The sequence below is a fragment of the Oleiphilus sp. HI0125 genome, assembly GCF_001635355.1.
This window is the reverse complement of record NZ_LWGF01000393.1, coordinates 1-266: the sequence shown is the minus strand read 5'-3', so window position 1 is coordinate 266 and position 266 is coordinate 1. Positions and strand designations below refer to the sequence as shown.

Below are 266 nucleotides of genomic sequence, written 5' to 3'. Positions count from 1 at the left end.
GTAACCTGCCATCCACTAAATAATCTATGTGATCTCCATGAGGCACCGCTTCGTGGCCACAACCTGGACCATGAACATGATCTCCGCAGGAGTGTAAAGGCTTACACCCATCTGGATTAGCGTCACTAACCTCGATGGTATGTTCATCGTAGTGATCTTCATGAGGGTGGTGTAGATGCCCGTCATGAATATAGTCGATATGATCGCCATGACGAATCGCAGTATGTCCACAGTTTGGGCCATGAGTGTGATCAGGGTGGGATGAA

1 protein-coding gene is annotated in these 266 nt (G+C 48.5%); it reads right to left on the bottom strand.

The features are described from left to right. A partial coding sequence (locus tag A3762_RS05320; RefSeq protein WP_156493259.1) for a hypothetical protein occupies positions 1–266 on the bottom strand: 266 nt, incomplete at both ends.